Source organism: bacterium (assembly GCA_026708055.1).
GTDB lineage: Bacteria > Actinomycetota > Acidimicrobiia > Acidimicrobiales > CATQHL01 > VXNF01.
The window spans coordinates 25,355-47,141 of the sequence record JAPOVS010000022.1; the positions used below are offsets into that span (position 1 = coordinate 25,355).

Sequence of the window (21,787 nt, forward strand, 5' to 3'; positions counted from 1 at the left end):
ACCCGCCGCTATATGCTTCGGCAGGGTCTTAGACCTTCGGTGCCGCCCCCCTCAAGGGTCACAATCCTTGAAGGCGAGGGGGGCGGCGCTTGCATTCTGGACTCAGGACCACCAAGGCACAACCGCTGGTGTGGCGTTGCGGACCGGTCGGCGAATGACCGCTCTCAGGCGGAGTTGGACGGTTCGAGCCTCAGGGGCCCCGAGCGGAGGATCTTCAGTTCGCCGTCTTGCCAGGTAACGACGGTGGAGGCCTGGCCGGTGCAGGGGCCACCGTCTATGGCCACGGCGATGCCGACGGCGGATTCGTGATCGGGAGTCAGAGCAGCCAGAACCTCGGTGGCGTGGGTTGGGGTTTGCTGGGCGTGGCGGTTGGCGCTGGTGGTGGCGAGGGGGCCGACCTCGGCCAGCAGGCTTCGCAGCCACGGGTGGTTGGGGCAGCGGACGCCGATGGTTTCGCGGTTGCCGCCGACTTGTGGGACCGATGTCTGCGGGCGGGGCAGCACCACGGTGAGCGGCCCCGGCCAGTGTCGGTCCATGAGTTCTGCGAGTGGTTCCGGGACTGAGACTGCGAGGGACTCGGCTGCGGGGCGGTCGGCCACCAGTACTGCGATCGAGCGGTCGGCGGGCCGGCCCTTCAGCGCGAACAGGTCCTCCTCGGCGGCCGGGGTGAGTGCGGCGAGCCCGTAGACCGTGTCGGTCGGCAGGAGCACCACCCTTCCGGCGCGCAGCGCGGCGGTGGCCTCCTCCAGCGCCCGCTGTGGTTCGACCCGCAGGTCGATCAGCACGGGTCCGGGTGGAGGTGGGCGGCTCATCCGGAGCGGCGGGCGACGAGGACGCGCTCGCAGCCGGCCAGGTCGTGGTGTACGGCGACCTCCTGCAGCCCCTCGGCGTGTGCCAGCTCCTCGACGCGGCCGGCGGTGCCGTCGGCCATCTCCAGCACCACCGCGCCGCCCGGGGCGAGCCACTCCGGCGCCCCGGCCAGGATCGTCCGGGTCGCCTCCGTGCCGGTCGGCCCCGAGTACAGCGCCACCGGTGGCTCGTGGTCGGTGATCTCTGGCGGAAGCCGGCCGCCGGCGGCGATGTAGGGCGGGTTGGAGACGAGCACGTCGAAGCGTCCGCGCAGATCCGCCGGCAGCGCCGCGTACCAGGAGCCCTCCGCCAGCCGCACCCGCCGCGCCGGCCGGCCCAGACCGGCCAGATTGGCGCTCGCCACCGCCAGCGCCTCGGGCGAGACGTCGGTGCAGATCACCTCGACATCCAAACACTCGACCGCCAGCGACAACCCGATCGCCCCCGAGCCACACCCCAGGTCGGCGGCCAGCAGGACAGACGCTCTCCGAGGGGCCGCAGACGGAGGGGGCGGGGCGGGGGGCCGGGCCGCGGCGACTCTCGCCTGCGTGGAGGAACGGAGCGGCACCCCGCCTCCGCCCCCGGACGCACCGGCGCGGCGCTGGAGCTCGGCGAGGCGTTGGAGCTCGGCGAGGGCGCAACCGGCGGTGATCTCGGTCTCGGGTCGGGGGATCAGCACCCGCCGGTCCACGAACAGGTCAAGGGCGCGGAACCCCCACGAGCCCAGCACGTACTGCAGCGGCTCGCCGGCTGTCCGGCGTGCCAGCATCCGGTCGAACGAGGCCACGCCCCGGCGGGTGGCGGGCCGGTCCAGCTCGCTGTGCCAGGCGGCGTCGTCGCAGCCGGCGGAGGCCACCACGATGCGCCGAGCCTCGATATCGGCAGAGGCCACCCCGGCGGCCGTCAGGCGCTCGGCGGCCTCGGCCAGCAGCTCGCGCCAGAGCACGACGCCGGCACCGGCGACGTCGCCAGCCACGCCGACCCGCTTACGACGTGGCGCCGGCCAGCGCCTGCTCGCGGTCGTGGCGGGCCAGGGCCTCGACGATCTCCTCGAGGGCGCCGGCCAGCACCCGGTCCAGCTTGTAGAGGGTGAGCCCGATGCGATGATCCGTGACCCGGTTCTCCTTGTAGTTGTAGGTGCGGATCTTCTCCGAGCGCCCGCCCCGGCCGATCTGGCTGCGCCGCTGGTCGGAGGCCTCGGCGGCGGCCCGCTCCTGCTCCAGGCGCAGCAGCCGGGCCCGCAGCACCTGCAGCGCCTTGTTGCGGTTCTGCAACTGGCTCTTCTCGTCCTGCATGCTCACCACCAGGCCGGTCGGCTTGTGGGTGACCCGCACGGCGGAGTCGGTGGTGTTCACCGACTGGCCGCCGGGACCGGAGGAGCGGAACACGCTGATCTGCAGGTCGGCCTCGTCGATCTGCACCTCCACCTCGTCGGCGGTCGGCAGCACCGAAACCGTCGCCGAGGAGGTGTGGATCCGGCCCTGCGACTCGGTCTCGGGCACCCGCTGCACCCGGTGCGGGCCGCCCTCGAAGCGCAGCCGCCGCCACACGCCGTCGCCGGACACCTCGAAGGCCACGTGGGTGATGCCGCCGAGGTCGGAGGCCTGCGAGCCCAGCACGTCCACCTTCCAGCCCTGCGCCTCGGCGAAGGCCAGGTACATCTCGAAGAGCTCCCGGGCGAACAGGTTGGCCTCCTCGCCGCCCTCGGCACCGCGGATCTCCACGATGACGTCCTTGCCCTCGTTGGGGTCGCGCGGCGCCAGCAGGTCGGTGAGCTCGGCCTCGAGGGCGGCGATGCGCTCCTCGGCCTCGGCAGCCTCGGCCTGCAGCGACTCGGCCTCGGCGGGCGTGGCCTCGCCGAGCAGCTCGACGGCCGCGTCCCGGTCGTCGATCGCCGCCCGCAGGGCGTCGACGCGGTCGGTGATCTCGCTGAGTTGCTTGTAGCGGCGGGTGACTTGGCGGAAGGCGTTGCGGTCACGCGCCAGGTCGACGCCGGCGAGGCGCGCCTCGATGTCGGCGCGCTCGACTGCCAGCGCCTGGAAGCGCTCGGAGTGGGGATCGATGCTCATCGGCTCACGGATCCCCTGCACAGGACCGCCCGCGCGACTGGACCTTGGACTGCGGCCTACGCCCGAACGATGGAACCCGGTCAGACTCCCCGCCAGCACGTTCGCCCCGCACAGCCACTCGACCCCCGGCACTGGATTCCGGCCTTCGCCGGAATGACGATAGAGGGGGCCGGAACGCCGAGAGAGGCACCCGCTGTCGCAGGGCGCTGATTCCCGGGCTCCACTGGGATGATGGGGGAACGGCGGGCCCGGTGTGGAGGTGGTTCGCCGGCACTCCCCTATTGGCGGTCGCGCCTGCCGTAGCGCCGCTCGAAGCGCTCGACCCGCCCGGCGGTGTCGACGATGGTCATCGTGCCGGTGAAGAACGGGTGGCTGGCGCTGGAGATCTCCACCTTCGCCAGGGGATAGGTGTTGCCGTCGGTCCACTCCACGGTGTCGGCGGTGGCGATGGTGGACCGGGTCAGGAACATCTCCCCCGAGGACGTGTCCTGGAACACGACCGCGCGGTATTCGGGATGGATGTCGGGTTTCATGCGCTCGGCTCCTCTCTGCGGGCGGTCCGCTCAGCCGCCCATCGGCCCGCGGGCCACTTCCTCCAGGAAAGCGTCGTTGTCGGGGAACGTCTTCAGCCGGTCTATCAGCAGTTCCAGCCCGGCGGCACCGTTGCCGTGATCGCTGGCGAGGCCCGACAGCACCCGGCGCAGCTTCCAGACCTGCTGCAGCTGCTTGCGCTCGAACAGCAACTCCTCGTGGCGGGTGGAGCTGGCGTCCACGTCGATGGCGGGATAGATGCGGCGCTCGGCGGTGCGCCGGTCGAGCCGCAACTCCATGTTGCCGGTGCCCTTGAACTCCTCGAAGATGACCTCGTCCATCTTGGAGCCGGTCTCCACCAGCGCCGTGGCCAGGATGGTGAGCGAGCCGCCCTCCTCCATGTTGCGGGCCGCGCCGAAGAACTTCTTGGGCGGGTACAGCGCCCCGGAGTCCACACCACCGGACATGATGCGGCCCGTGGCCGGCGCCGCCAGGTTGTAGGCCCGGGCCAGGCGGGTGATGCCGTCGAGCATGATGACCACGTCCTCGCCGGCCTCGGTCATGCGCTTGGCGCGCTCGATGGTGAGCTCGGCCACGTGGGTGTGCTCCTCGGCGGGGCGGTCGAAGGTGGAGGCGGCCACCTCGCCGCGCATCAGCCAGCGGCGCATGTCGGTGACCTCTTCGGGCCGCTCGTCCACGAGCAGCACAATGAGGCGGACCTCCGGGTTGTTGACCTCGATGGAGCGGGCGATCTCCTTCATGATCGTGGTCTTGCCGGCCTTGGGCGGCGAGACGATGAGGCCGCGCTGGCCCTTGCCGATCGGCGAGATGAGGTCGATGATGCGGGTGGTCATGTTGCCCCGGTCGGCGGCGCGCTCGAGGCGCAGCTTCTCGTCGGGGAACAGCGGCGTGAGGTCCTCGAAGTTGGGGCGCTTCCGGGACTCCTCGGGAGGCTTGCCGTTGATGGTGTCGAGGCGCAGCAGTGCGGGGTTCTTCTCGCTGCGGTTGGCGGGGCGGGAGCCGCCGCTGACGTGGTCGCCCCTGCGGAGGCCGAACTGGCGCACCTGCTTGACCGACACGTAGACGTCCTCGCGGCTGGGCAGGTGGCCGTTCAGGCGCAGGAAGCCGTAGCCCTCGTCGCGCAGGTCGAGGTAGCCGGACACCTCCACCGGCTCGCCCTCCCAGGGCTCCTCCTCGACCCGGCCGCGGCCCCGGCGTCGACGCCGGTTGCCGTACTCGGTGCCGCCGTCCTCCCAGCGGCCCCGCTCGCCGTCGGAGCGTTCGGAACGCTCGGCCGTGGCCGTCCCCGAGCGGCCCTCGCCGCCCTGACCCCGCTCACGGCGCTCGCCACCCTCGCCGCCCTGACCCCGCTCACGGCGCTCGCCACCCTCGCCGCCCTGACCCCGCTCACGGCGCTCGCCGGCGTCGCGGCGCTCGCCACCCTCGCGGCGCTGACCGCCCTCGCGGCGCTCGGCGGATCCGCGTTGCTCGGCGGATCCGGGTCGGGATGCGGGGGCCGTGCGGCCCTCGGTGCGCTCGCCGGCCTCGGCGGCGTCAGCCACCTCGGTTGCGGACTCCAACCCGTTGGAGGACTCGGGAGTGGCGACAGCGGTGTCCGCGCCATCGTCCGACTCGGCGCCGTCTGCGGCGGCGATCTCCGGAGGGGCCTCGGTGGACACAGCGCCGGCGCCATCGCCGGCCGCGGTCGCCGTCGCAACAGCGGTGGCCGCGGGCGCGGCACTCTCTCCCTTGGCTGCCTGCTCGGTGGCGGCGCCGAAGCCCGCCAGCTCCACGATCAGATCGACCAACTCGGCCTTCTTGCTCCGCGATGAGGGTCTCCCACCCATCGCCGTGGCGATGTCGATCAGTTCGGCGCGGCTCTTGGCCTCGAACAGACTGCGTTGCGAATCGACGGTCTCGGTGCTCACCTCAACCTCACTTCCACAGGCCGGCTCAGTCACCGGCACGGTTTTGCGTCCACATCAGAACTTGGGACGGAGAACCCCTGCGCAACCATTCCCGATGGCTGCTCGCGGTGCGTGCAAGATGCACCCACAAGCTTTCGGGGCACTCACAGAGCCCTCGGTCTGCGACTTGCCTGCCGAAGGCAACTTCAAGGGTAACCGCAGGCACAGAGGGCGACAACCCCCGGGGCCAGCTCCCGGTGGCCGTCAGGGCCGCAGCAACTCCCCCATCAGGCGGTGGCCGGGCACCACCGGTGCGTCCGCCGTCGCCGACTCGGTGTAGGAACCGCCGGCCCCCCCGGCGCGTGAATCCACCAGCAGGTACGGCACCGGGTCGGCGGTGTGGGTCCGCAACTCCAGCGGCGTGGCGTGGTCGGGCAGCAGCAGCAGTCGCCACGGACCGAGCTCGTCGAGCCCCGCCACCAGGTCGCGGAGGATGCGCCGGTCCCAGTTCTCGAGGCTCTTGACCTTCTCGTCCACGTCGCCGGCGTGGCCTGCCTCATCGCTGGCCTCGACGTGGAGCACGAACAGGTCGGCACCGGCCTCGAGGCCCGCCAGGACGGCATCGCGCTTGCCCTCGTAGTTCGTGTCGTACCAGGCGGTGGCACCCGGGACCGACACCACCTCCATGCCGGTGAGCACCCCCAGGCCACGGACCAGGTCGACCGCGCTGACCAGGCCGGCGGCCTTGCCGTAGCGGTCGGCGAAGGAAGGCATCTGCGGCGACGTGCCCTGGCCCCAGAACCAGACCTGCGTGGCCTCGATGTCGAAACGGGCCAGCACGTCGCGGGAGGCGTCCATGAGGGCCTGCAGGCGGGGGGCCGCCGGGCCGGTGGGCCACACCGCCGGCTGCCCGCTGATGTCGTGGGGCGGGGTGCAGTCGGCCTCGGCCCAGACGGCGGGCGCCACCATGATGTTCCGGTACTGCACGCCGGCGTGGAAGGCCACCTCGCCGCCCAACTCCTCCTGCAGGGCGCCGATCACCTCGGCGGCGGCGGCGCTGGGGGGATGCCCGCCGGCGAAGTCCAGCATCGTGCCGTCGCCGGAGAGGGTGACGAGATTGCAGCGGTACGCCACCTCGCCGGGGGCGAGGGGCACGCCCATGGCGGCGGCCTCGATGGACGCCCGACCGTTGTGGTACAGCGCAGGGTCGTAGCCCAGGATCGACATGTTGCCGACATCGCTGCCCGCCGGCAGGCCCTCGGGGATCACGCGGGCACGCCCCAGTGTGCCCCGGGCCGCCAGGCGCGCCAGCGTCGGCATGTGCGCCACCTCGAGCGGGGTGCGGCCCTCCAGGGCGGGCACCGGCTCGTCGGCGCAGCCGTCGGGAATGCAAACCACGTACTTCACGCCCGGCCCCCTGCTCAGCGGTCGCCGGCGACACGGGTGTGCGCCGCCACGAAACGCTGCACCCCCGCCAGGTCGTTGTCCAACTCGACGCAGCGCTCGGGCCGCTCGCCCAGGTCGGCGAGGTGCTCGGGAAGCTCGGGGCGGCGCCCGCAGGCTCGCGCCACGGCGTCGGGGAACTTGGCCGGATGCGCCGTGGCCAGCACTACCAGCGGGACCTCCGGGTCGCGCCGGGCGGTCGTTGCCGCGCCCACACCCACCGCGGTGTGCGGATCGATCATCATCCCGGTGCGGTCGTAGGTGTCGCCGATGACCGCCAGCGTCTGCGCCTCGCCGACCCGGGCCCCCGACCAGAGGGGAGACAGCCCGGCGGCCGGACCCGGCGGCAGCTCGGCCTCGCCGGCGGCACGGAAGCCCTCCAGCAACGCGGCGGTGGCGGCACCGTCGCGGCCGTTCAACTCGAACAGCAGCCGCTCCAGGTTGGACGACACCTGGATGTCCATGCTCGGCGACATGGTGGGCATCACCCGGCGGATCTCCAGGCGGGCCGAGTCGAAGAAACGGGTGAGGATGTCGTTGACGTTGCTGCCGACCACGAACTGCTCCACGCCGAGGCCCATGCGGTGCGCCGCGTACCCGGCGTACACGTTGCCGAAATTGCCGGTCGGCACGGCGAAGCTCACCGGCCGGGCGGCCCCCGCGCCGGCGAGGGCCCGGGCCGCCACCACGTAGTAGACGATCTGGGCCATGACCCTGGCGAAGTTGATGGAGTTCACCGCCGCCAGCCGGTGCCGGCCGCGGAAGGCCTCGTCGGCGAACATGGCCTTCACCAGGTCCTGGCAGTCGTCGAAGCTGCCGTCGAGGGCGATGTTGTGCACGTTGGCGGAGGGCACCGTGGTCATCTGGCGGCGCTGCACCTCCGAGACGCGGCCGCGCGGGTGCAGCACGAAGATGTCGAGAGAGTCGCGGTCGCGGCACGCCTCGATGGCGGCCGAGCCGGTGTCGCCCGAGGTTGCCCCCACGATGGTGACCCGCTCGCCGCGCCGGGCCAGCTCGTGGTCGAACAGCCTGCCCACCAGCTGCAGGGCGATGTCCTTGAACGCCAGCGTGGGCCCGTGGAACAGCTCCATGAGCCAGAGGCCCTCGCCCTCGTCGAGGGGGACGAGGGGGGCCACGTCGGGATGCTCGAACGTGGCGTAGGCCTCGGCGGTGAGCTGCTCGAAGGCCTGCCTGTCGATCTGGCCTGCCACGAACGGCCACATGACCTCGACGGCGGTCTGGGCGTAGTCGGACAGCGGGCGTCCGGGTGGGGACGCCGGTGGCGCTCCGGCGGCCTCTGAAAATGGCACGCCTGCGCTAGCCACCGGCATCCCCACCCCCAGTTGGTTATCACCATCGGCAGCGGTGCCGGTGGCCGTCGGCGGATCGTCTGGCGAAATCGATCCGGCGCCGGCCCCCCGCACCCCCGCCACTCCGTCATTCCGGCGAAGAGCCTGCCCCGGACTCGATCCGGGGCCGGAATCTAGAGTGCTGCCATGACGCACGGCCAGGGTGGGCCAAGTCGCCGGCACGTAGAGACCGCCGTCGGTTGCGAGGCCAGCGAGCAGGACGTCGGCGAAGGCCAGTTCGGGGGCTCGGCCGCGGGTGGAGACGTAGCTGAGGCTCATTCGTCGGCGATGACCCGCAGCACGCTGCCCACCTGCCGGACCGCTTCGAGGTGGCGCAGGTCGTCGAGCGTCGCCCGCATGTCGCTCTCGCAGGCCACGTGAGTGATGAAGATGATGCGGGCCTCCTCGCCGAGGCCCTCCTGGGTCATGGAGCGGATCGACACGCCGTGTTGGCCGAACACCCCGGCCACCGCGGCCAGCACGCCCGGCCGGTCGATCACCTCCAGCGCCAGGTAGTAGGCGGTGCGGAGCTCGCCGATGGGGTGGATGCGGGCGGGCGCCATGGGCGGCGGGCCGCCCGCGGCGCCGCGGCGGAGGTTGGCGGCGGCGTCGATGAGGTCGCCGAGGACCGCCGAGGCGGTGGGGCGGCCGCCGGCGCCGCGGCCGTAGAGCATCAACTCGCCGGAAGCCTCGCCCTCCACGAACACGGCGTTGAAGCTGTCGCGCACCGACGCCAGCGGATGGTCCTCCGGCACCATCGCCGGATGCACCCGCACCGCGATCGTCGGGACCGGGGGGCCCGAGGCGCTGCTCTGCTCCTCGGTGCGGGGCGAAGAGTCGTCGCAGCCCGGCCCCCCGACCCCGCCCCCTCCCTTCGCCGCCTCAGCCGGGTGGGTCTCCTCAGCGTCGACGCGTTCAGCGATGGCCAGGAGCTTGATGACGTGGCCCAAGCGGCGGGCGAAGGTGATGTCGTCGGCGCTGAGGGTGGAGATTCCCTCGCAGTGCACGTCGGCCGCGGTCACCTCGGCGCCGAAAGCGACGGCGGCCATGATGGCGGCCTTGGCGGCGGCGTCGTGGCCCTCCACATCCGCGCGGGGATCGGCCTCGGCGTAGCCCAACGCCTGGGCCTCGGCCAGGGCGTCGAGGTAGCTGGAACCGCCCGTCGTCATGCGGCTCAGGATGTAGTTGGTGGTGCCGTTGACGATGCCCATGATGCGGCGCACCGACTCGCCCGCCAGGGACTCCCGCAGCGCCCGCACCAGCGGGATGGCCCCGCCCACCGCCGCCTCGAACAGCAGATCCACGCTGGCGGCGCGGGCCGCGGCGAACAGTTCGGCGCCGTGGTCGGCGATGACCTCCTTGTTGGCCGTGACCACGGGCTTGCCGGCAGCCAGCGCCGCCAGCAGCAACTCCCGGGCCGGCTCGATGCCGCCGATGAGCTCCACCACCACGTCGGTGTCGGGGCGCGCCACCACCGCTGCGGCGTCGCCGGTCAGCAGCTCGGCCGCCACACCCGGTCGGGATCGCTCCGGCGAGCGCACCGCCACGGCGACCGGCACGAGCTCGGTGCCGCAGCGGGCGGCGATCTCGGCCCGCCGCTCGTCCAGCAGCCCCACCAGCGCGGCGCCGACCGTGCCGCCGCCCAAGATGCCCACGCCGATTCGCACCGGAGCAGAGGAAGCCGCGGGCGCGGCACCGGACCCAGCAGAAGAGGGAGCAACCATCCCGCTCACGCTACCGGCGCAGCCGCCCACCGCCCGCCGCAGATCCAGCCTCCGGCTGGACAGACCGGACAACAATCTCCACGAGCCGCCAAGCTGCTCGGCAGCACGTTCAGATCCTGAGGCAAGCTTCCGCGGGCTCTACCCGAATCTCGCCCCCAAGTTGCGCATCATCTCGAAAGTGTCCTCGTAGGGCACTTCGAGGTGACTGCAAGCATCAGGGATCTTGACCTTCTTCCGACTTGCACCAGCCAGCGTTTCCAGAGTCACGATCGTCGCACCAACGGCCGCCGCGGCACCCACGAGAAATGGATCAGCGCAGCTCATGAAGTCCTCGACCACATGTTCGCGATACCCCTCGCCGCGAGCCCAATCTCCCAGGTCGGAGACATGTCCCGCTACCTCCGAGGAGGCGGAGCTCACATGGAACAGGAGTTCGCGCCGGCTGCCGACCCAGTGGGCCAGTTCGTCGCCTCCATCCTTGAGTTCCTGGTACACGAGGTCGGTTGACGCCAGCACCCCGGCGGTCGCCCGACCCTCCAGCCACGTCCAGAACGCAGGCACCAGATCGAATCCGTAGTATGTGTTCTTCGCCGTTATGAACACGTTGGCATCAAGCAGGCGGAGCACTATGTGCCGCCCAGGGAAGCCCGGAGTTTGGGAAGGTTCGCAGGCTTGACTCCGAGAAGCCGGGAAGCGTCGCGTATCAACATCTCCGACGCGCCGACGCTCTCAAGGACGGCCTCGGTGAGAAGCCGGCTGTTGCGGATCGGGACGTTCTTGTAGTAGTCGCCCCCCGAAGACGTTGTCGCGCGCTGCGCGTTCCACTTGGCCCGCTCGGCCTCGTAGAGTTCGAAGAATCTCTGGCGGCTGATCGCCCCGTGCGTCCAGAGTTGTCTGGCGACCATGACGGTCGAGACACGAAACTCTGCAGCTACACCCCCGAGCCATTCGCTCTCCGAGGAGGTCCGGCGCTTCCAGCTATCAGCGATGCGGTCCCAGGGCAGCAGAACTTCGCCCGCAACTTCATTGCAATACGCCTCGATATGTGTCGACCCGCCTCCCGGGATCGTCAAGTCTGCGTCCGAGATTCCACCCTCGCCGACCCAGATGTGCGCCAGTTCATGAGCCAGGGTGAAGATCTGGGCGGAGTGACTGTCCGCGTTGTTGATGAAGATCACCGGGGCCATGGGATCCGCAATCGAGAAGCCGCGGAACTCCTCGACGCGAAGGGGACGATTCGTCGCCTGGTGAACGACCCCGTTTCTCATGACCAGGATTCCCAAGGCCTCAACCTGTCGGACAAACGCCCTGAGGAATCGATCTCGCTGGGTTTCGCAACGGACTTCGGAATCAAGATTGAGGCTCAGGGCAATGTCTGCCGCCACTGCGGAAACCGGGGCTTGGGTCGAGAACCGCCCCACGACCGGGAGGGGGGGCTCATCAGCACCGACCCTGAAGTCCCGGTACCAGTCCTGGTGCCGCAGGACGTCGGCTATCACGTCGCGAAGGTCGACCGACGGCCTTCGGTAGGCCCCTCCGGGAGCGCGACGGAAGTCGGGAATCGGCAACTCGTCCACGGGTGGATCAGCGAGGAACAGGTAACCGAACGGCACTCGCAGCCGTTTCGCCAATTGCTGCGCCTGGCTGAATGTCGGAGCCGACGAACCGTCCAACCAGCGCTCGACCGTGCTGACCGATTGGCGCAGGGACCTGCTCAGATCATCCGATCCGAGGTCGGCCCGATCCGCCGCCCACTGCAACACCGCGGGATTGACGTGGGCGACCGTCATGCCCAGCCAGAATAGCCACGAACGGCGGCAACTCACATTGCCGTCGGCGGTGCCCCGGGCCGGCCGCCGGGGTTCGCCTTCCGAGTCAGCGACCGCCAGCGATCTGCGTACCGGATTGCGGGGTCTCCTCGACTGGCTGCTGCTCAGGTTGCCTCAGCCTGCCTGGCAGGCCATCTTCCGCGGTGCGTACTCTGGGTAGCACGTGATTGCGCAACCCCCGCCGGATACTGCCGCAGACCGAGCGCGACGCTCGTGATCGCCCATGCGCCGGAGTCGTCGCTCGGCTGGCTCGACTTCGATGCGGCCGCCAGCGCGCGAGTGGGCGAGCTGCTGCGTTCGCTGGAGGAGCCCGGCACCCTGGACGAGTTGGGTTTGGGCACCGTGCGCGACGCCTTCTCGGGGAGGCTCAGCCCCGGCACGACGACCACCCAGACAAGGCTCCGCTACTTCATGTTCGTGCCGTGGATCTTCGCCCGCCTCGAGGCGCAGCGCGTCGCGCCGGGTGACTTCGCCCGCAGGCTCCGCGAGGACGAGGCGCGGCTCATCGGCTGCCTCCGCCATCTGGGGAAGAACAACGGGGTGATCGGCTACGCCGCCGGAAGGGATCTCAAGCTCTTGCCGAGTTGGCTCTACTGGGCCGGCCTGGGCGCCTGGGGGCTGCGGCGTCTCGATCTCAGCATCGCCGAGTACGGGCAGCGGGCGGCAGCTCTGGGACGCCGTCAGCCCGAGCGCGACGACGACCGCAATCCGACGGCGCGGGCGGTGTCGATGTGGGCGTCCATGCCGCCGGCGCCCGACGACTTCCTGCAGGAGAACATCACATTCGAGCTGCGTCGCGATGAGGCGCAGGTCCTCGTCGAGTGCATCCGGCGGTGCCAGCCGGGCACGCTGCTGGCCTTCCTGTGCGGCACGCCGGCCGCCGCGGCGAACGCCCGCTTCCCGTGGGAAGTGCCGACGCACGGGATGCCCGGCGGTCTCGTGGAACTCCTGCGCCACGCCCGCTGCTTCTCCGAGCTCACCCTCGGCCCCCAGTTGGTCTACAACGTGCTCCTCGCACGCAAAGCGCGGGCAGAGTTCGGATGGGACACCCACGAACTCGAGCAGCGCCAACTCCGCCGCCTCGGCCGCTGGGCCAGGTTGCTCGAGGGCCGACACGAGGAGTTACGCATCTGGGCCGAGAACCTGCCCGAGTTCTGGCACGTCCTCAGCGAGCGCCGCATCGGCGGCGCCACCCGGGACTTCGTGAACTTCGTGGCCCGGCGGGCGGTGGAGAACCCGGCGGGCTTCGCCGAGGATCGCTCGGTCCACGATTGCATCGTCGACCGGGAGGTCCGACTCAAGTCGAGGCGCGCGCGCCTCGGCTACCGGGCGGCCCTGGAGAACTGGGGTCAAGTGCCCGGCGGCGGTCAGTTCAACTACCGGTGGCCGATCACCAAGAGCTACCTCTCCGATCTCGATGTGGCGCTGGGGCCGGTGCCCTGATGCTGCAGCCCGCCAACCGCCTGACCCTCCTTGACGCGTTGCGGCCCCCTGCCGGCTTCGGGCTGGAGTCGGCCATGGCCGTGACTTTCACGCTCGACCTCCGGGCGCTCCTAGCGGCACCCGCTGCGCTGACGCTCACCGGCCCCGACGGCATCGTCCCCGACGACGGCCGCCTCGAACCCATCGAACTGCTGCACGCGCTGCGCACCCACGCCGACAAGCTCAGCGTGCTCTGCCAAGCCGGCGAGATCGCCCTGCCGCCCTCGCGGCGGGTGTTCGCCTTCCTCGAGGGGGCGGTCATCCCCGTTCGTGCGCCGCGAGGCGGGGTCGTACACCCCAAGGTGTGGGTGCTGCGCTACGAGGCCGGCGAGGCACCGCCGGACGCGCCGCCCGACGGTGCGGGGCGACAGCGGGCGCTCCGGGTGCTCGTCGCCAGCCGGAACCTCACGTTCGACGCGAGCTGGGACGCCTTGGTCCGCCTCGACGAAACGAGCGCCGCGGACGGCGTGTCGCTGGAACCCGTGGGCGACCTGTTCGGCGGACTCCTCGAATACGCGGTCGGCGAGGTCGGCGAGGTCCATCGCAACCGCGTGCGATCCCTGGCGGACGCTCTCGGGTCGGCCAGGTTCGCCCTGCCCGGCGGTGCGCAGGAGCTGCGCACCCACGTACTGGGCCTGACGCAGCGGTCTTCGCCGCTGCCGGATGCCGCCGAGCGGTCGCTGATCATCTCGCCGTTCGTGAGCGACGACTTCTTCACGAGGGTGCATCCGCGACCGGTGGACGAGCCCGTCAGCACCCCGGAGGCGCGAGACGGCCAGGACATCAGCGCCGCCGCCCAGACCCCCCAAGTGATCGAACTCGTCAGCACGCAAGAGTCCCTGGACGGCCTCGATCCGGTGTCACTCGAGGGTATGAATACCGTTCACACCTTCGACGACGCCAGCGTGCCGGATCTCGCGGATGCCGAAGACTCCGACTCACCCAACGACCCGGGCCGGCCGCTGGCGGGGTTGCACGCCAAGGTCTTCGCCTTCGAGCGCGACGGCCGGGCGCATCTGTTCCTCGGATCGGCGAACGCCACCGGTGCAGCATTCGGCGCCAATGTCGAGATCCTGTTGGAACTCGTGGGCGCCACAGAGGCGCTCGGCATCGACCGGCTCTGCGTCGGCAGTGAGGACGAGCCAGGGCTCCGGGAGCTGTTCCGGAGCTACCGCCGACCCGAACCGACTCCTGAACCGGACGACGAAGGCCGAGGAGCGCTGGACAGCGCTCGCCGGGCCATCGCCCAGCTTCATTTCGCGGGATCCGTCGAACGCAGCGGCACCGGCTGGGCGGTCACGTACCGGACGTCTGAGCCTCTGCGGGCACCCGACGGCACGGAGATCCACTGCTGGCCGCTGGCGTCCGCGGGGAACCGGAGACGGGTTGTCGCCGGTGAACCTCTGGAGGCTCGCTTCGAGACGATCCTCGAAGCCATTTCCGGCTTCCTGGCATTCGAGCTCACTCACTCCGACGACGAGGAGGCCCGGACTGGCTTCGTCGTCCCGGTCCCGCTCGACGGCGTGCCGGAGGAGCGTGAGGGTTCCCTGCTGCGCGCCCTCGTGGGGAACGCCGAGCGCTTCTTCCGCTACCTCTTGGCGCTGCTGGACGAGGACCCGGACCACGTGAGCCTGCTCGACGCCGTCGAGGGCGCCGCCAGAGGCCCCGCTGGCGGCGGGGGCGGTTCGTCGAGCCTGCCGGTCCTGGAGAAGTTGCTGCGCACGATGCGACGGGACCCCGCCAAGCTCGCCGGGCTGCACCCGCTCGTGGGCGACCTGGCCGAGGACGGCGCGCTGCCGCCGGGCTTCGCCGAACTCTGGAAGACGATCCACGAGGTGGCGCACACCGGGACGCCGGACCGATGACCGCGCCGGACGTCGACGCCGAGGCGGTCCTGACCGACCTGAAGGACTTCCAGAGGCGGACCGCCCGCTGGGCCTTCCAGCGGATGTACACCGCCGCCGATCCCGCCACCCGGTTCCTCGTGGCCGACGAGGTGGGGCTCGGCAAGACGCATGTCGCCAAAGGCGTGGTCGCCCAGGTCATCGACCACCTGCGGCGCACCGGCGACGAGCGCCACGACATCGTCTACATCTGCTCGAACGGCGCCATCGCCCGCCAGAACCTTCGCAAGCTGGCGCCCGAGGGCGTCGAGCCCATCGAGTCCGTGGACCGGCTCACCATGCTCCCGCTGGTGAACCTGAACCAGGACAATCCCGGTCGGGGAGGCGTCAACCTGCTGGCCATCACCCCCGGAACCTCGCTCCAGTTCGGGCGCGGCACCGGCAAGTTCACCGAGCGCTGCCTCGCCTACACGTTCCTGCGCGCCATCTGGGGCGCGAGTGCAATGGGTGCGCCGGCGCGCCGGGTGTTCTGGCACGGCATCAGGGTCGACCCCGATGAGCGGCTGCGCTGGTGGGAGCAGTACTACCGCCCGCGCATCCAGGGGTCGCTCGAAGACTTCAAAAGGCTGCTGGAAGAGACCGAACGGGCGAGGCGCGCCCGCGGCGCGCGGACCCTGCGCGAGCTCTTCGACCAACTCGTCGAAGGGCTGCGCTGGCAGCGCACGTTCCCCGGGGACCTGCTCGGAAAGCGCTGGTGGTTCATCGCCGGCGTGCGGCGCATCATGGCGAACGTCGGCGTCGCCGCGCTGCAACCCGACCTGGTGATCCTGGACGAGTTCCAGCGCTTCAAGGACCTGCTGCGACCCGATCCTCAGAACTTCGCCGCCAACGTGGCGCACCGGATGTTCAACTACACCGACCCGCAGACCGGCCGCACCACGCGGACGCTGCTGCTGTCCGCCACCCCGTACCGCATGTACACCACCGGCGACGAGCCCGACAGCGACCACTACGAGGACTTCTACGAGACCTGCTCGTTCCTGCTCGGGGATCCGGCGCGGACCGAGGAGCTGCGGGACCGGTTCGGCGATCTCCGGCTGGCGCTCACCTCCGCCGACTCGCTGGGGCGCGCCGAGGAGATCTGCGTGGAGATCCAGGGCCGACTGCGCGGCGTGATGGCGCGGACCGAGCGACTGGCGGCGACGCCGGACCGCGACGGGATGCTGCACGAGCCAGAAGCGCACGTAGAGGTGAAGTCGCACGACCTGCGCGCCTACCTCCGCTTCGGGGATCTGGCCGAGTCCGTGAAGCACCACGAGCCCGCCGAGTACTGGAAGTCCGCGCCGTACCTCGTCAACTTCATGGAGGGCTACAAGCTGAAGGAGACCATCGTGTCGGCCGCAGCGGACGGCCGCCTCGGGGACGGCGCGGGGCTCGAAGCGGGTCCGGGCCTGCTGAGTTGGGAGGATGTGGAGGCCTACGAGCGCATCGACCCCCAGAACGGGCGACTCCGCTGGCTGCTCGACGACTTGCATCGCCACCGCGCCTTCGATCTGCTCTGGATCCCCCCGTCCCTGCGCTACTACGACACCGGGTCGGTCTACGAGAGCCCGGAGGCCGCCACCTTCACCAAGAGGCTCATCTTCTCGGGATGGGCGGTGGTCCCCAAAGTCGTCTCGTCGCTGGCCAGCTTCGAGGCCGAGCGCCGCGCCTACAGCGGACGCAGCCACGCCTACACCGCCAACTACGGGCGACGCGGCGGGCAGCGCCTCACCTTGCGCACCAGCGAGCGCACAACCGAAGCAGCGAGGCCCGGAGAGGCGGCCGGCGACAGTCGAGCCGCGGCGATGACCACGTTCCTGCTCACCTGGCCGAGCCCGACCCTCGCAGAACTGGGAGACCCCCGGCCACTGCCGGGCGACCCGCGCCGTTGCGTCAGCGGCGTGCCCGGCGAGGTGGCAGCGGCAGACCGACCAGTCGTCGGGGGAGGCCAGGCGGGCCGCCGCGTCACCGACCTGCTCGCCGAGGTGAAAGCTCGCATTGCGAAGGCCATCGAAGCCCTTGTCCTAACCGCACCCGCCGAGGGCGCGGTCGACCGGAGGTGGTACTGGGCGGCGCCCCTGCTCCTCGACCAGCAACGTCATCCGTCGGCGACGCACCGCCTGCTGGCCCTGAACGACCTCAGCCACTGGGAGGGTGAGCAGGTTGACCGCGGGCTCCGGGCGCACGTCGCCGAAGCCAAGGCCATGCTCGAATACAGTCCCGGGCCGTCCTCCGGCGACCATTGCCGACCTTCATCCGGGTCCGAAGCCAGGCCCACGGGCGAAGACGGTCGCCACGCTCTCGGACGCCCGCCCGACGACCTCACGACAGTGCTGGCCGAGTTGGCGGTCGGCGGGCCGGCGCAGTGCGCGCTGCGGGCGATCGCTGCGGTCGCGGGGCTACCTCTCGACAATGAGTCTGCCGTGGTACACGCCGCTCGGGCTGCGGGCGCGTTCCGGAGCTTCTTCAACGCCCCCGAGGTCACCGGCACCATCGTCGGCGGGAGCTCGGAGGAGTCCGAGACCGAAGAGGGCGGCGGGCGTTACTGGCATGACGTCCTTCGGCACTCGATCATCGGGAACCTCCAAGCGGTGCTGGACGAGCACGCCCATGTGCTCCGTGACTGGCTCGGGTACCTGAGTCTGGGAGCCGACGAGCGGCGCGCCGCGCTGGCCGCCGACATCGCCGGCCACCTCAAAGAGGCCTTGGAGTTGCGCACCTCCTCGTTCCGGGTGGACGTGCCCCGGCCGGCGCAGGACAGCCGCCGCGTCGAGTTCGACGCCCGCCGTATGCGCACCCGCTTCGCCGTCGCCTTCGGCAACCAGGCTCTCGAAGGCGGCGGCGAGGTGCGGGCCGAGTCGCTCTCCAGAGCGTTCAACTCGCCGTTCTGGCCCTTCGTGATGGCCTCCACGTCGGTCGGGCAGGAGGGACTGGACTTCCATCTCTGGTGCCACGCCGTCGTCCACTGGAACCTGCCCGCCAACCCCGTCGACCTCGAGCAGCGCGAGGGGCGCGTCCACCGCTACAAGGGCCACGCCGTCCGCCGGAACATCGCCGCGACCTTCGGCCCGGACCTGCTCACCGAGGGGCGGGCCAGCGGCGGCGACCCGTGGAGCCGACTCTTCGAGCGGGCCGTCCCGGAAAGACCGACGGACAGCGGCGAGATGGTTCCTTACTGGGTTTTCCACGCCGGACCGGCGAAGATCGAACGCCATGTGCCCGTCATGCCGTTCAGCCGCGACGCGGCGGCGCTGCCGAAGCTGCGCAAATCGCTCGCCGCCTACCGCCTCGCCTTCGGCCAACCCCGCCAGGAGGAGCTGGTGGAGTTCCTCGGCGCCGACCGCTCCGACGCCGACCTCCTCCGGCTGGCGTCGCGGCTCCGCATCGACCTGTCGCCTCCCGAGCGGGGCACGCGCCCGGCCGGAGATGACGACCTTGGGGGCGGCCTCGCCGACGAACCCCCGCCGCTGCTCGGGCACACAACCGGCCAGCAGGCGTTGCCGGCGGGCGCCGCTCCCGGGCCCGCCCCCACTCAGGCACACAACCAGCCCGAAGGCTCCTCAACTCCCCGCGAGAGGCTGAGTTCGCCTGATCCATGGTGGCGACGCCTCGGGACGTCCCGCCCCTACAGGTCGAGGCGGAGGAGATCCTCGTAGGTCTCGCGGCGGATCACCGGGCGGGCCTCGCCGTCGCGCACAAACACCACGGCGGGTCTGGGCATCTTGTTGTAGTTGGAGGCCATTGCGTAACCGTAGGCGCCGGCCACGGGGATGGCCAGAACGTCGTCGGTGGCCAAGTCCTGCGGCAAATGGCCGTCCGCCACGAGAATGTCGCTCGACTCGCAATTCATGCCCACCACCCGGACGGCTCGGGGCCTCGCCGCGCTGGCGACGCGGGGCAGGAACGCCTCGTAGCCGCTGCCGTAGAGCACCGGCCGCGGGTTGTCGCTGAGGCCGCCGTCGACGGCGACATAGGTGCGGATGCCCGGAAGGGCCTTGACCGCGCCGACCGTGTAGAGCGTGACGGCCGCGGCGGCCACGATCGCCCGTCCGGGTTCGACGCTGAGTCGGGCCGTCACGCCGGCGTCGGCCGCCGCCTGCAGCACGGTGCGCCCCCATTCGGTGATCGACGGTGCCTGCTCGCCGGCAACATAGGCCACGCCGAGGCCGCCGCCGACTGACAACTCGGGCAGGCCCAACGGGTTGGCGAAGGACGCCAGGGTAGCCACCGCCCGCGCGAACGAGTCGAGGCGGAACACCTGACTGCCGATGTGGGCGTGGATGCCAACAAGTTCCACCGAGTCCGAAGCGCGGGCGCGGGCCACCGCCTCCGCCGCTGCGCCAGTGGATACCGTGAAACCGAACTTCGAGTCGTCCCGTCCCGTGGCCAGATAAACATGGGTGTGCGCCTCGATGCCCGGCGTGATCCGCAGCAACACCGCCGGCCGACACCCTCGCTCGGCCGCCAAAGTGTCGAGGCGGTCGAACTCCTCGAAGCTGTCGACCACGATGCGGCCCACGCCAGCCTCGATGGCGGCGGTCAAGGCCGCCGCCGACTTGTAGTTTCCGTGCATCACCAGCCGCTCGGGCGGGAACCCGGCCGCTAGGGCCACGTGCAGCTCGCCGCCGGTGGACACGTCGAGGTGCAGCCCCTCTTCGTGGACCAACTCCACCATGGCCCGGCAGAGGAAGGCCTTGGCGGCGTACGCCACGGCGCCCTCGCCGAAGACCGACCGCGCCTCGCCGCAGCGCGCCCGCAGGTGGTCCTCGTCGTAGACGATGAGCGGCGTGCCGAACTCGCCTGCGAGGTCCACTAGGTCGCAGCCGCCCACGGAGAGCCGGCCGCCGGCGTCGCAGGCGGCGTTGTCGGGCAGCAGGTTCCGAGGGACAGGTCCGGCCATCAGACCGCCTCCTCGGCATCGTCGGCGGGGCGGGTTTCCATGCGTTCAGGGGCGCTGACGCCTAGGAGGTCGAGGGCGATGACCAGGCCGATGCGGGCCGCCTCGGTGAGCCACAGCCGGGCGGCGCGCAGCGACGAGTCGACTTCGCTGCGCAGGATCGGGCAGTCGTGGTAGAAGCCGTGGAAGGCGCCAGCCAACTCTCGCACCCAGGTGGTGAGCTTGTGGGGGGCGCGCTCGCGGGCCGCCTCGGCCACGACGTCGCCGAGGGCGTGCAGCGTGCGGAGCACCTCCAGCTCGCGCCGGTGGGTGAGCAGCTCCAGCGCGGCGTCCTCGAGCGGCGGGCGCGTTGTGCCGCGCTCGGCGGCGGTGGCCATCAGCGAGCAGATGCGGGCGTGGGCGTACTGCACGTAGAACACGGGGTTCTCCATGGACTGCGCCGCTGCGACGTCCAAGTCGATGGTCTGGCGGCTGCCGAGGGACTGCAGCAGGAACGTCATGCGGGCGGCGTCGGGCCCGACGAGGTCCACCAGGTCGTCGAGCAGCACCACGTTGCCGGCCCTCTTGGAGATCTTGGCCTCGGCGCCGCCGCGCATCACCGTGACGAGCTGCCCCAGCACGATCTCCAACTGCTCACGGCGGTGCCCGAGGGCGCAGACGCCAGCCGCTAGGGGGGCAATGTGGCCGTGGTGGTCGGCACCCCAAACGTTGATGAGAAGATCGAAGCCGCGGTCCAGCTTGTCGGCGTGGTAGGCGATGTCGGGCAACAGGTAGGTGGGCTCGCCGTTGGAACGGACGAGCACCCGGTCGCCGCCGCGGGAGGCGCGAGCGGCATCCCCGCCGAGGACTGCCGGGACCGGTCCGTCGCCGGTGTCCCGGTCGCCCCGGAGCGCTCCCTCGTGGACGGCATCGTCGCCGTCGCCGACCGGGGCGCCGGCCGCGGCCGGGCGCCCGCCGGCGGGGACGGCACCAGCGATGCGCAACCACACGGCGCCGTCGGCGCGGTAGGCGGCGCCTCTGCCCTCAAGAGTCTCCAGCGTGGCGGCGACGGCCCCTGAACTCACCAGGGCGCGCTCGCTGGACCAGGTGTCGAACCGCACGCCGAGACGCGCCAAGCTCTCGGCCACATCGCGGCGGGCGCGGACGTAGCCCCACTCCAGGGCGTCGGCGCCGTCGGGCATCTCGGCGGCCCACTCGCGCACGTAGTCGGCGCGGTAGCCGTCCACAGGCGGCTCGCTGCCCTCCTTGCGGGCCACCAGCGACTCGGCGAAGGCGTCCATCTGGCGGCCGCGGTCGTTGAGGTAGTACTCCCGGTGCGGGGCGAAGCCGCAGCGGGCCAGGATGTTGCAGAGGCTGTCGCCATAGGCGGCCCAGCGCCCGCCGCCCACGTGCAGCGGCCCGGTGGGGTTGGCGCTCACGAACTCCACGTTCACCGCCGTCCCGGCGCCGAAGTCACAACGGGCGTAGCCGTCCGTGCCCTGGGCGACCACCTGGCGCAGCACGTCGTGCAGCCAGCCGTCGTCGAGGTGGAAGTTCACGAACCCCGGCCCCGCCACCTCCACCCGGCGCAGGTGGGCGGGAGGGTCGGCGGCGATGCGCTCGGCCAGGCTCTCGGCCAGGTCGAGCGGGCGGCGGCCAGCTGCCTTGGCGCAGACCAGCGCCACGTTCGAGGACCAGTCACCGTGCTCGGCGCGTGCCGGGCGACCGATCTCGATCGTGGCAGGCAGAGGCTCGACACCGGCGGCGCCGAGCGCGGCGCGCAGGGCGTCGAGCAGGTGCCTCCGAATCATGCGGCAGCGTACCGGTGAGGGCGCACGCAGC

Annotated in this window: 15 protein-coding genes and 1 pseudogene; 3 read left to right on the plus strand and 13 right to left on the minus strand. The window is 71.1% G+C overall.

All coding sequences use genetic code 11. From position 1 onward, the window contains the following. Positions 1-164 precede the first annotated feature (164 nt). From OXG55_03605 to OXG55_03655, 11 genes and pseudogenes are all read right to left on the minus strand, one after another. Positions 165-812: an L-threonylcarbamoyladenylate synthase gene (locus tag OXG55_03605; protein ID MCY4102341.1), complete on the minus strand. Its 648-nt coding sequence runs from the start codon at positions 810-812 to the stop codon at positions 165-167. After that, positions 809-1,825, minus strand: a complete 1,017-nt coding sequence (locus tag OXG55_03610; protein MCY4102342.1) for a peptide chain release factor N(5)-glutamine methyltransferase — start codon at positions 1,823-1,825, stop codon at positions 809-811. Before OXG55_03610 ends, OXG55_03605 begins: the two co-directional genes overlap by 4 nt. Positions 1,826-1,835: 10 nt before the next feature. Beyond that, a complete protein-coding gene (gene prfA, locus OXG55_03615; protein ID MCY4102343.1) occupies positions 1,836-2,918 on the minus strand; it encodes a peptide chain release factor 1 in 1,083 nt (360 codons plus the stop codon). Between the two features lie 278 nt (positions 2,919-3,196). Further along, positions 3,197-3,451, minus strand: a complete 255-nt coding sequence (locus OXG55_03620) for a type B 50S ribosomal protein L31 (GenBank protein MCY4102344.1) — start codon at positions 3,449-3,451, stop codon at positions 3,197-3,199. Positions 3,452-3,481: 30 nt separating this feature from the next. After that, on the minus strand, positions 3,482-5,377 hold the full coding sequence (gene rho / locus OXG55_03625) for a transcription termination factor Rho (GenBank protein MCY4102345.1): 1,896 nt from the start codon (positions 5,375-5,377) through the stop codon (positions 3,482-3,484). A gap of 243 nt (positions 5,378-5,620) precedes the next feature. Then, positions 5,621-6,763: a 2,3-bisphosphoglycerate-independent phosphoglycerate mutase gene (gene apgM, locus OXG55_03630; protein MCY4102346.1), complete on the minus strand. Its 1,143-nt coding sequence runs from the start codon at positions 6,761-6,763 to the stop codon at positions 5,621-5,623. A 14-nt stretch (positions 6,764-6,777) separates the two neighbouring features. Next, positions 6,778-8,130: a threonine synthase gene (gene thrC / locus OXG55_03635; protein MCY4102347.1), complete on the minus strand. Its 1,353-nt coding sequence runs from the start codon at positions 8,128-8,130 to the stop codon at positions 6,778-6,780. A 174-nt stretch (positions 8,131-8,304) separates the two neighbouring features. Further along, positions 8,305-8,427 (minus strand): annotated as a pseudogene (locus OXG55_03640) (hypothetical protein). Then, positions 8,424-9,815: a homoserine dehydrogenase gene (locus OXG55_03645; protein ID MCY4102348.1), complete on the minus strand. Its 1,392-nt coding sequence runs from the start codon at positions 9,813-9,815 to the stop codon at positions 8,424-8,426. The pseudogene OXG55_03640 and the gene OXG55_03645 overlap by 4 nt, the downstream one beginning before the upstream one ends. 195 nt (positions 9,816-10,010) lie before the next feature. Then, positions 10,011-10,499 carry a DUF4411 family protein gene (locus tag OXG55_03650; protein MCY4102349.1) on the minus strand — a complete coding sequence of 163 codons (489 nt, stop codon included), beginning with the start codon at positions 10,497-10,499 and terminating at the stop codon, positions 10,011-10,013. Continuing rightward, entirely contained in the window at positions 10,499-11,449 is a 951-nt protein-coding gene (locus tag OXG55_03655) for an ImmA/IrrE family metallo-endopeptidase (protein MCY4102350.1), read from the minus strand. Before OXG55_03655 ends, OXG55_03650 begins: the two co-directional genes overlap by 1 nt. A 465-nt stretch (positions 11,450-11,914) precedes the next feature. Between OXG55_03655 and OXG55_03660 the strand changes: the two genes are divergently transcribed. From OXG55_03660 to OXG55_03670, 3 genes are read left to right on the plus strand one after another with little or no spacing between them, the layout of a single operon-like run. Next, a complete protein-coding gene (locus OXG55_03660) occupies positions 11,915-13,144 on the plus strand; it encodes a DUF6361 family protein (GenBank protein MCY4102351.1) in 1,230 nt (409 codons plus the stop codon). Further along, positions 13,144-15,048 (plus strand): phospholipase D family protein, encoded by a 1,905-nt coding sequence (locus OXG55_03665; protein ID MCY4102352.1) that lies wholly within the window; start codon positions 13,144-13,146, stop codon positions 15,046-15,048. The genes OXG55_03660 and OXG55_03665 overlap by 1 nt, the downstream gene beginning before the upstream one ends. Continuing rightward, positions 15,045-18,725 carry a helicase-related protein gene (locus OXG55_03670; protein ID MCY4102353.1) on the plus strand — a complete coding sequence of 1,227 codons (3,681 nt, stop codon included), beginning with the start codon at positions 15,045-15,047 and terminating at the stop codon, positions 18,723-18,725. Before OXG55_03665 ends, OXG55_03670 begins: the two co-directional genes overlap by 4 nt. Here OXG55_03670 and lysA read toward each other — a convergent pair. Together lysA and OXG55_03680 are read right to left on the minus strand one after the other, a co-directional pair. Further along, positions 18,695-19,969, minus strand: coding sequence for a diaminopimelate decarboxylase (lysA, locus tag OXG55_03675; protein ID MCY4102354.1), 1,275 nt, complete (start codon positions 19,967-19,969; stop codon positions 18,695-18,697). The two genes, OXG55_03670 and lysA, sit on opposite strands and share 31 nt — an antisense overlap. Beyond that, complete coding sequence (locus OXG55_03680; protein ID MCY4102355.1) at positions 19,969-21,756, minus strand: arginine--tRNA ligase; 1,788 nt, start codon at positions 21,754-21,756, stop codon at positions 19,969-19,971. The genes lysA and OXG55_03680 overlap by 1 nt, the downstream gene beginning before the upstream one ends. Positions 21,757-21,787: the final 31 nt, after the last annotated feature.